Genomic DNA, 9,206 nt, shown 5'->3' with positions numbered 1-9,206 from the left:
TGCGTCGGCGCTTCTGCTCTGCCCCCCTCGTCGGGGGGGGGGGGGTGGGGGGGGGGGCGTGGGTGGGGGGGGGGCGGGGGGGCCGGGAGGTCGTAGGCGCGCAGGAAGTCGCCGAGGCCGACGTCCTTGCCCGCGACGCGGTAGTGCAGGTAGGCGATGGGGGCGCCGTCGGGGGTGTGGGTGTAGATGGCACCGACGGGGACGTAGGAGCGGCCGACGCCGGGGTGTTGGGAGGGGTGGAGGCCGGCGAGGAGTTCGGCGCGGTCGCGGTCGGTCTCGCGGCCGACGCGGCCGGCGGTGAGCGAGTTGACGCCGCGCACCACGAGGGCGGCCGCGACGGACACGCAGAGGACCAGTCCGACGGCGACGGTGCGCCGCAGGACGGGTCGGCCGTGCAGGGCCGGCCAGGAGTCGGTGACCGCGCGCTCGGGCGGGATGCCGTCCACGTTTGTCGTTCCCCCGTTCGATCAGGACGTCATTGTGCTCGACGAGGGACCGTAGCCGAGAGTTCCTCAGCCCAGGTAGGCGGGGGCGACCGCGGCCTGGGTGACCCGCCGGGGGGCGCCGCCGCCGTCGGCGGGGACGGTCCACAGGTCGGCGCCGTAGTCGCCGGGCAGAGCGTAGAGGAGGGTACCGGTGTCCGACCAGACGGCCTGGTCGTCGATGTTGCGCTGTTCGGCGGTGGCGGTCTCGGTCATGGTGGCGAGGTCGAGGACGTACAGGCGCCAGGGGGCGTCGGGGGACAGGCCGGGGACGCGCTTCTTGTAGGCGATGCGGGTGCCGTCCGGGGAGAGCGAGGGGCACTCGACGTTCTCGTGCAGGGTGGTGAGGGTGTGGGCGGCGAGGTCGCCGCGGACGAGGTGGGTGTGGCCGCCGGTGGCGAGGGTCGCGTAGAAGGTGTTGTCGTCGGCGAAGGTCACGCCCCAGATGTTGATGTCGTGGGCCTGGTAGGGGTGGCCGTCCTTGATCACGTCGAAGGTCTCCAGGTTGTCCCGGAGGTTCCAGTCGCGGACGTCGACGATGGAGGTGCGGGTGGAGAAGTCGGTGCCCGCGTAGGAGTCGCCGCTGACGAAGACCGTCCAGGCGGCGAGGTGCCCGGACGGGGAGACCCGGGAGCGGGTGGGGATGCCGGCCGCCGGGTAGGAGCGCCGTTCGCGCAGGTGGTCGTCGAGGACGACGGCGCGGTAGGTGTCCTCCAGGGCGCCGTGCTGGGCCTGGAGGCAGATGCCGGTGCCGGCGGCGGCGTAGAAGCGCAGGCACTGGACGCCGGAGGCGGTGCGCGGGCCGTCCGGGCGGTCGGCGGGGACGGCGGTGAGTTCGTCGCGGTGCGGGCCCCAGGCCATGTTGCGGAAGACCAGTTTCCGCCCCTCGGAGGGCTTTTGCAGGGTGACGGCGCCCTCGGTGACGGCGGGGCCGCCGGGCTGGGCCTGGTCGCGCCGGGCGGTGCGGTCGGCGGCGTGGAGGACGGCCCCGGTGCCGACGGCGCCGAGCAGCAGGACGGCGACCAGGAGGATGATCACCCTGGTCCGGTTCTGGAGTCGGTTCACGGGCTCTCCTCGACGACGGTGGTGGCGGCAGGTTCACGCAGGACGGCGGCCGCGCCGAGCACGCAGAGCGCGAGCGCCCCCGCCGACCAGCCCAGCGCGCCGGTGCCGCCGACCGCGCTCCACAGCGCGCCGAACAGCAGCGAGCAGGCGAACCGGGCGAGCGCCTGCCCGGTGCCGACCAGGGCGAGCCCGGCGCCCCGCTGCCCGGCCGGGACGGCGTCGGCCGCGGCGGCGGCGAGCACGCCGTCGGTGGCCGCGTAGAAGGCGCCGTGCAGCACGAGGACGCAGACGGCCACCGCCGGGCCGCCGGCCGGTGAGAGCAGCAGCCCGTACGCGAGCAGCAGCAGCACGTGCCCGCCGAGGAAGAGCCGGCGGCGGCCGATCCGGTCGGCGAGGGCGCCGAGCGGGACGGCGAGCAGCAGGAAGGCGGCGGCGGTGCCGAGCGGCAGCAGCGGGAACAGGTCGACGGAGAGGCCGAGCCGGCGCTGGACGAGGAGGTAGAGGAAGGAGTCGCTGACGGTGGTGAGTCCGAGCAGGACGGCGCAGAGCGTGAGCCGTCGCAGCCCGGGAAGCCGCAGCAGGGCGAGGCTGTCGCGCAGCGATGGAGCGGTAGTTGACGGATCGTCAGTCGACGGTCGGTTCGGCACGAACAGCAGCAGGACCAGCACGCCGAGGGCGGCGACGCACGCGCTGACCGTGAACACCGCGTTGTAGCCGTGTCGTTCGCCGCCGTCGGCGAGCATCGGCCCGCCTGCCAGGCGCAGCACGAGGAAGGCGGTGAGCGGGCCGAGCAGGGCGCCGGCGGTGTCCATCGCCCGGTGCACGCCGAACGCCCGTCCGCGGTGGACGGGTTCGGTGGAGAGCGAGATCATCGCGTCCCGGGGTGCGGTGCGCAGGCCCTTGCCGGTACGGTCGACGGCGATCACGGCGCCGATCAGCGGCACGGTGTGGACGAGCAGCAGCAGCGGTTTGCAGAGCGCGGACAGGCCGTAGCCGACGGCCGCGACGGCCTTGTGGCGGGCGGCGCCGTCGCGGCCGCGGCGGTCGGCGAGGTGGCCCCCGGCGAGGCGGACGAGCGCGCTGAACCCGTTCTGGATGCCGTCCAGCAGCCCGAAGCCGAGCGGGGAGAGGCCGAGGCCGGTGAGCAGGTAGAGCGGCAGGACGGCGGTGACCATCTCGGAGGAGATGTCGGTGACCAGGCTGACGGCGCCGAGGGCGAGCACCGTCCCGGGTACGGCGCGCAGGGCGGCGCCGCGCCGCCCCGGCGGCTCCGTTGCGGAGGCCGGGGCGGCGGGGGCCTTGGAGCTGCGGGAGTCCGCGACGTACACGGGCGTCAGTTCCAGATGCCGGTGATGTCGGTGGCGTTGGCGGCGTTGCCCGCGTGGGTGGTCAGCCCGGCGAGGTCCTCCAGGGTGCGCAGCACGTTGTAGTGGTTGTAGGTGGTGCCGGTGCTGCTGCCGGGGGTGACGTGGGCGCCGTAGACGACGGTCGGGATGCGGTTGCCGGCGAGGCGGTTGTCCTCGTCGAAGGTGACCACGAGCAGGCTGTTGTGGCTCTTGGCCCAGGTGGCGTAGGCGGCGAGGTTGGTCTGCAGCCAGGTGTCACCGGTGCCGACGGAACAGTCGTGCATGTCGTTGCACAGGTCCGGGATGACGAAGGAGACCTTGGGCAGGGTGGTGTAGTCGGTCGGGAAGGCGTCCATGCCGTAGGCGCTGGAGGCGGGCACGTTGCCGAAGCCGAACCACGGGTTGTGCTTCTGCGCGTAGTTGTCGACGCGGCAGTCGGTGGCGCCCTGGGCGGGCAGGCCCTCGTTGTAGCTGGCCCAGGTCTGGCCGGCGGCGAGCAGTTCGGAGCCCAGGTTGGGCTGCTGGAGGGCGCCGACGTCGACGCAGCTGTCGTCGGTGACGCCCTGCGCGCTGCCGGAGAACAGCATGTAGTAGTTGGGCTGGCTGGGGTGGGTGAGCGCGAAGGACTGGGTGAGCGTGGCGCCGCCGGCGACCAGCGTGTTGTTGATGTACGGCGCGCTGGAGCTGCTGCCGATGACCTGCGAGTAGGCGTGGTTCTCCATCACCACGACGATCACGTGGTCGGGCGAGGGCAGCCCGCCGGCGGTGTCGGCGGCCGCGCTGCCGCCGGCGGCCCACAGGCCGAGCGAGCCGCCGACGAGGCCGAGCCCGGCGGCGAGGGCGGTGAGGGGCCGGCGGAGCGGGCGGCGGAAGGGGCGGCGGGGGGACGTGGTTCCGGGGGTGCGGAGTCGTGCGAAGGCCATCGGGTCCTCCGTGCGTCGGGGCTGCCTGGTTGGAGCGCCGAGAACAGTAGGATCGCGCCGTGTCGTGTACCGCACAAGACAAGTGAAGAACAGGCGAACAGCTGCCGCCCGTTGGCGGTCCACGCCACAGCCGCCCCGATTGACCCGTTCCGACCGGGCGTGGTGGGATCACGGGGGCCCTTGTGGCGGGATCACGGATGCTCGTGTGCGGGGATCACGGGGCTTTGGGTGAAGGAGCGGGACGTGATCGGACTGGTCGCCCTCAACGGGACGGGCCGCGTGCTGGCCGACGAGATCCACGCCGCCTGGCCGGAGACCACCCGCATCCACACCGCGGTGGCCAGTGCCTGCTTCGGTCCGACCGAGGCCCTGGACTACGCCCTCGGCCGCAACGACCTGGTGGTCTGCCTCGCGCCGGTCGCGGCCACCGCGCAACTGCTGATCGACGGCTCGCACCTGCGCCCGGGCGGGCCCGGCCTGGTCAGCCTGGACCTGAACCTGCGCTACGCCGTCCCGCTGACCGGCCGCGACAGCGGCGCCGACGAACTGGCCGAGGAACTCGCCGCCCTGCTCGGCGTCCGGGCCGTCCTGACCGGCAGCCCTCCCCCGGCCACCGCCCGGCCCTTCGCGCACCTGGTCGGTCACGCGTCGACGTACACCCGCGGGCCGCGCGGCTCGGCGGCCTCGCGGGCGCTCGCCGAGGGCCGGCCGGTCCGGCTGGAGAGCGACCTGGCGTACCCGCTGCCCGCCCTGCCGCCCTCCGCCCGCGCCGACGCGCCCGCCGACGCCCCCGTCCTGCGGGTCACCGACCGCACCCACCCCGACGAGGACGTGCTCCTCGTGCACCCGCGCACCCTGGTCGTCGGGGTCGGCGCGGGCGGCGGCGCCACGGACTCCGAGCTGATGCGGCTGATCACGGACACCCTGGCCGAACACGGCCTGGCCCGCGCCTCGATCGCCCGGCTGGCGACGGTGGCCGGCAAGGCGGACCACCCGGAGGTGCGCTGGGCCGCGTTCTGCCTCGGCGGGGTGCCGGTGGACGAGCACCCGGCGGCGGACCTGGCCGCGGTGGCCGTGCCGAACCCGTCGGACCTGGTCGGCGCCGCCGTCGGCACCGCGAGCGTCGCCGAGGCGGCCGCCCTGGCGAGCGCCCCCGGTGGCGAGCTCGTCGCCGCCAAACGGAAGTCCGCCGCGGCGACGGTCGCGATCGCCCGGGCGGCGGTCCGCGGACGCCTCGCCGTCGTCGGACTCGGACCGGGCGCGCACGACCTGCTGGTGCCGCGCGCGCTGGCGGAACTGCGGCGTGCGTCGGCGGTCGTGGGCGCGCCGGGCGCGGTCGGGGCGGTCGCCGAGCTGCTGCGGCCCGGGACCAGGCGGATCGCGACGGACGACGGCGCCGGAGCGGCCACCGGCGCGGCCGTCGACCTGGCCGTCGACCTGGCTGTTGACCTGGCCGTCGACATGGCCGCGCACGGGCACGCCGTGGCGCTGGTCGCCCTCGGCGACGGCGCGGCGCTGCGCGTGCCGCCGGGCGCGTACGACGTCCACCGCGTCCCGGGGCTGCCCCTCCAGCCGCTCGCCCCCGATGTGCCCGCCCACCCGCAAGGAGACCCCGCGTGACCGCCCCCGAACCCGACCTGCGCCACCACGGCGACGCCGAGGTGCGCGCCGACGGGTCCGGCCTGGTCGACCTCGCCGTCAACGTCCGCACCGGCACACCCCCGGCCTGGCTGCGCGACCGGCTCGCGGCCACCCTCGGCGACCTCGCCGCCTACCCCGACCAGGGCGCCGCCCGCGCGGCGGTGGCCGCCCGGCACCGGCGGCCCACCGACGAGGTGCTGCTCACCTCGGGGGCGGCAGAGGCCTTCGTCCTACTGGCCCGAGTTCTGACTGCACGTCATATCGTCGTGGTGCACCCGCAGTTCACCGAACCCGAGGCGGCGCTGCGGGACGCCGGGCACCAGGTGCACCGGGTGCTGCTGTCCCCCGAGAACGGGTTCCGGCTGGGGGCCGTCCCGGAGGAGGCCGACCTGGTCGTCCTCGGCAACCCCACCAACCCGACCTCCGTCCTGCACCCCGCCGACGCCGTCGCCGCACTCGCCCGCCCCGGACGCACCCTGGTGGTCGACGAGGCGTTCATGGACACCGTGCCCGGCGAACGCGAGTCCCTCGCCCCGGCCCGGGACCTGCCCGGCCAGGTCGTCGTCCTGCGCAGCCTCACCAAGACCTGGGGCCTGGCCGGACTGCGGATCGGCTACGTCCTCGGGCCCGCGCCGCTGATCGCCGCGCTCGGCGCCGCCCAACCGCTCTGGCCGGTCTCCACCCCCGCGCTGGCCGCCGCCGAGGCGTGCAGCGGCCCGGCCGCGCTGGCCGAGGCGGAGGAGGCAGCCGCCGAACTGGCCCTGTGGCGGACGTACTTGCTGAAGGGCTTGGCCGCCTTCCCGACTCTTCGGGTGTACGGCGAGCCGGCCGCGTCCTTCGCCCTGGTACGGCTGCCGGACGCGGCGGCCGTCCGGGAGCGGCTGCGCGGGCGCGGCTTCGCCGTCCGGCGCGGGGACACCTTCCCGGGGCTGGGCGAGGAGTGGCTGCGGATCGCCGTCCGGGACGAGGCCACCACCGACCGCTTCCTGGACGCCCTCGCCGCCGTTCTCACCCCACCGCCTCCCGCCCTGCCCCGCCTCGGCCCAGCCTGATCGCATCCCCCACCGCGACCCGGCCGGGCACCAGCACCTGCGCGTACACCCCCGCACAGGGCAGCGCGGGCATGCCCTCCAGCGGGACCAGGCGGTTCCGCTCGGCCGGGACGCGCAGGGCGGACGTGCTCCGGGGCAGCGGGCCGTGCCGCAGGGTCGGGACGGCGCAGCGCGGCGTGGGCACCACGATGCGCAGCCGCAGCACCGGCCCGATCGCCAACTCCCGCCCCACCCACGCGTTCTCGACGTACCCCTCACCCTCGGTGCGGATCACCAGGTTCGGGCGGTAGCGCTCCGCCTCGGCGCCGGTCGCGGCCAGCGTCGAGGTGGTGACCAGATGCAGCGGGGCGAAGTCGAAGAAGCCGCCGTCCGGCGCGGCCCGGCCCAACTCGTTGACGGTGACGTCGACTTCGGCCTCGATGCCGTGCGCCAGCACCTCCTCCGGCACGGCCCGCTCGATCGTCGCCCCGGGCGGGCGCTCGGCGATCAGGGCGACCTTGCGGCCGAGCGCCGCCGACAGCTCCTCCTCGTCCACGCACCGCCCGTCCGGGCCGGTGATCACCACGCCGCCCGCCGTGGTCGCCGCCGTGTAACCGAGCAGGCCCGCCCACAGCCGCGGGTTCTTGGCGCTGGCGACCTTCCCGGTGTCGAGGTCGAGCAGGGCGCGGCCGCGGTCCCGCTCCAGGCCGCGCCCGTCCACCCCGACCGCCGCCAGCTCCTCCCCCAGCAGCGACTTCACCGGGTAGCGCCGCAGCCGTTCGACCGTCCCGATCCTCATGCCGCGACCGCCCATTCGCGCAGGGCCACGAAGTCGGCGGCCAGCAGGCCGATTCGGGGGTTGACGTGGAACGTGAGTGCCGGGGCGGGGTGGTGGGCGGCTATCCAGGCGGTGTCCTGCGGGCCGAGTTCGTCGTCCACCCAGACGAACGGGCGGCCGTCCGCCCAGGCGACCACGTCCCGGGTCTTCCAGTGCAGGCCGTCCGGGTCCTCCCCGAACAGGTCCGTCCACTGGATGTAGGGGAGTTCGGGCAGGCCGAGGTTCGGGCCGATGTGGGTGTTCGCCTCGCCCATCCAGCCGGTGGCCCACACCAGTTCGTAGGGCAGGCCGAGCAGTTCCGGCCCGTGCGCCGGGTTCAGCCACACCCGCAGCGGCTTCGCCTGCGCGCCGGAGTAGCGCGCCTGCCGGTCCGCCCACCAGGTCGGGAGCAGGCGGTGGGTGTCGTACCCCTCCGGCCGCCGGGTCTTCGGCGCGGCGTAGGGGTTGAGCGGTCCGTCCACGTCGAGGAGGAGCAGGGGCAGCGTCATGCCGTGAATTCTCCGGCCGCCCCGGCGGATTGACCAGCGGTTTGCGGGTTCACGGCCGGTGCCACAGGTTGCGGGCGGCCAGCAGCGGCAGCACGCCCTCGCCGAACCAGTACGCCTCCTCCAGGTGCGGCATGCCCGACAGCACGAACTCGTCGATCCCCAGCTCGTGGTACTCGGTGATCAGGTCCGCGACCTCCCGGTGGCTGCCCACCAGGGCCGTCCCGGCGCCGCCGCGCAGCAGGCCGATCCCGGCCCACAGCCCCGGGTGCACCTCCAGCCGCTCGGCCGAGCCGCCGTGCAGCGCGAGCATCCGCCGCTGGCCCTCCGACTCGCTCTCGGCGAGCGCCCGCTGGGTCTGGCGCACGCGCCCCGGGTCCATTCCGGCGAGCAGCCGCTCGGTCTCCGCCCAGGCCTGCGCGGCGGTGTCCCGGGTGATCACGTGCAGCCGGATCCCGAACCGCACCACCCGCCCGCGGGCGGCGGCGAGTTCGCGGATCCAGCGGATCTTCTCCCGTACCTGGTCGGGCGGTTCGCCCCAGGTCAGGTAGACGTCCGCGGACTGCGCCGCGACCTCGCCGGCCGCCGGGGACGAGCCGCCGAAGTACACCGTCGGCACCGGCTCCGGCAGCCGGTTCAGCCGGGCCCGCTCGACCCGCAGACGGGGCCCGTGGTGGTCGACCGTCTCGCCCGCCCACAGCCGCCGGACGATGTCCAGGAACTCCCCGGTCCGCGCGTACCGGGCGTCCTTGTCCAGGAAGTCCCCGTAGGCGCGCTGCTCGGCGGACTCCCCGCCGGTCACCACGTTCAGCAACAGCCGCCCGCCGGACTGCCGTTGGTACGTCGCGGCCATCTGCGCGGCCAGCGTCGGGCTGATCTGTCCGGGCCGGAACGCCACCAGGTACTTCAGCCGCTCCGTCACCTGCGTCAGCATCGCCGTCGTCAGCCAGGCGTCCTCGCACCACGCGCCGGTCGGCGTCAGCACCCCCTCGAACCCCAACTGCTCCGCGCTGCGGGCGACCTGCCCCAGGTACCCCAGGCTCGGCGGCCGGTCCGCCCCCGCCACCCCCGGCGTGGACCCGTGCCCACCCCCGACGATCTGCCGGCTGTCACCGTTGGTGGGAAGGAACCAGTGGAACACGAGCGACATGGACGGACACACTCCTACGCCGGGTTGCCTGCGGGATGAGGACGGAGACACTCACCGGCAACACGCGGCCGCGCACACCCGCACCAGGTCCACGTGCAGACGTCGCACGAGGACACGGCGGGCGGAAGCGGTCATACGAGCGATTATGCCCGACGACGACGGGGGGGGGGGGGGGGGCGGGCGCGCGGCGGGGGGGGCGGCGGGGGCGCGGCGCGGGGGCGGGGGGCGCCCGCGCGCGCGCGCGC

8 protein-coding genes and 1 pseudogene are annotated in these 9,206 nt (G+C 75.2%); 2 read left to right on the top strand and 7 right to left on the bottom strand.

The annotated features are described in order from the left end of the window. From ACFV6I_RS09970 to ACFV6I_RS09955, 4 genes and pseudogenes are all read right to left on the bottom strand, one after another. A pseudogene (locus ACFV6I_RS09970) lies at positions 1 to 446 on the bottom strand (hypothetical protein); the annotation flags it as partial. Between the two features lie 66 nt (positions 447 to 512). Next, positions 513 to 1,547, bottom strand: coding sequence for a hypothetical protein (locus ACFV6I_RS09965; RefSeq protein WP_063349576.1), 1,035 nt, complete (start codon positions 1,545 to 1,547; stop codon positions 513 to 515). Next, on the bottom strand, positions 1,544 to 2,875 hold the full coding sequence (locus ACFV6I_RS09960) for an MFS transporter (protein WP_380424261.1): 1,332 nt from the start codon (positions 2,873 to 2,875) through the stop codon (positions 1,544 to 1,546). Before ACFV6I_RS09960 ends, ACFV6I_RS09965 begins: the two co-directional genes overlap by 4 nt. Before the next feature lie 5 nt (positions 2,876 to 2,880). Next, complete coding sequence (locus ACFV6I_RS09955) at positions 2,881 to 3,816, bottom strand: alkaline phosphatase family protein (RefSeq protein WP_063349574.1); 936 nt, start codon at positions 3,814 to 3,816, stop codon at positions 2,881 to 2,883. A 243-nt stretch (positions 3,817 to 4,059) separates the two neighbouring features. Between ACFV6I_RS09955 and ACFV6I_RS09950 the strand changes: the two genes are divergently transcribed. Continuing rightward, on the top strand, positions 4,060 to 5,436 hold the full coding sequence (locus tag ACFV6I_RS09950) for a cobalamin biosynthesis protein (protein WP_380424259.1): 1,377 nt from the start codon (positions 4,060 to 4,062) through the stop codon (positions 5,434 to 5,436). After that, complete coding sequence (gene cobC, locus ACFV6I_RS09945; RefSeq protein ID WP_380424257.1) at positions 5,433 to 6,509, top strand: Rv2231c family pyridoxal phosphate-dependent protein CobC; 1,077 nt, start codon at positions 5,433 to 5,435, stop codon at positions 6,507 to 6,509. Before ACFV6I_RS09950 ends, cobC begins: the two co-directional genes overlap by 4 nt. On the opposite strand, the gene ACFV6I_RS09940 is transcribed toward cobC, so the two are convergent. The 3 genes from ACFV6I_RS09940 to ACFV6I_RS09930 are packed head-to-tail and all read right to left on the bottom strand — an operon-like array spanning position 6,466 to position 8,961. Further along, a complete protein-coding gene (locus tag ACFV6I_RS09940; protein ID WP_380424255.1) occupies positions 6,466 to 7,287 on the bottom strand; it encodes an MOSC domain-containing protein in 822 nt (273 codons plus the stop codon). The two genes, cobC and ACFV6I_RS09940, sit on opposite strands and share 44 nt — an antisense overlap. Further along, on the bottom strand, positions 7,284 to 7,814 hold the full coding sequence (locus ACFV6I_RS09935; protein ID WP_380424253.1) for a hypothetical protein: 531 nt from the start codon (positions 7,812 to 7,814) through the stop codon (positions 7,284 to 7,286). Before ACFV6I_RS09935 ends, ACFV6I_RS09940 begins: the two co-directional genes overlap by 4 nt. Before the next feature lie 49 nt (positions 7,815 to 7,863). After that, the gene (locus ACFV6I_RS09930; protein WP_380424251.1) at positions 7,864 to 8,961 is read right to left on the bottom strand and encodes an LLM class flavin-dependent oxidoreductase; all 1,098 of its coding nucleotides are present in this window, start codon (positions 8,959 to 8,961) and stop codon (positions 7,864 to 7,866) included. Positions 8,962 to 9,206 lie beyond the last annotated feature (245 nt).

This window comes from Kitasatospora sp. NPDC059803, from assembly GCF_042732255.1.
Lineage (GTDB): Bacteria > Actinomycetota > Actinomycetes > Streptomycetales > Streptomycetaceae > Kitasatospora.
Note: the sequence above shows the minus strand (reverse complement) of the source record. Positions and strands in the feature narration are given on the sequence as shown.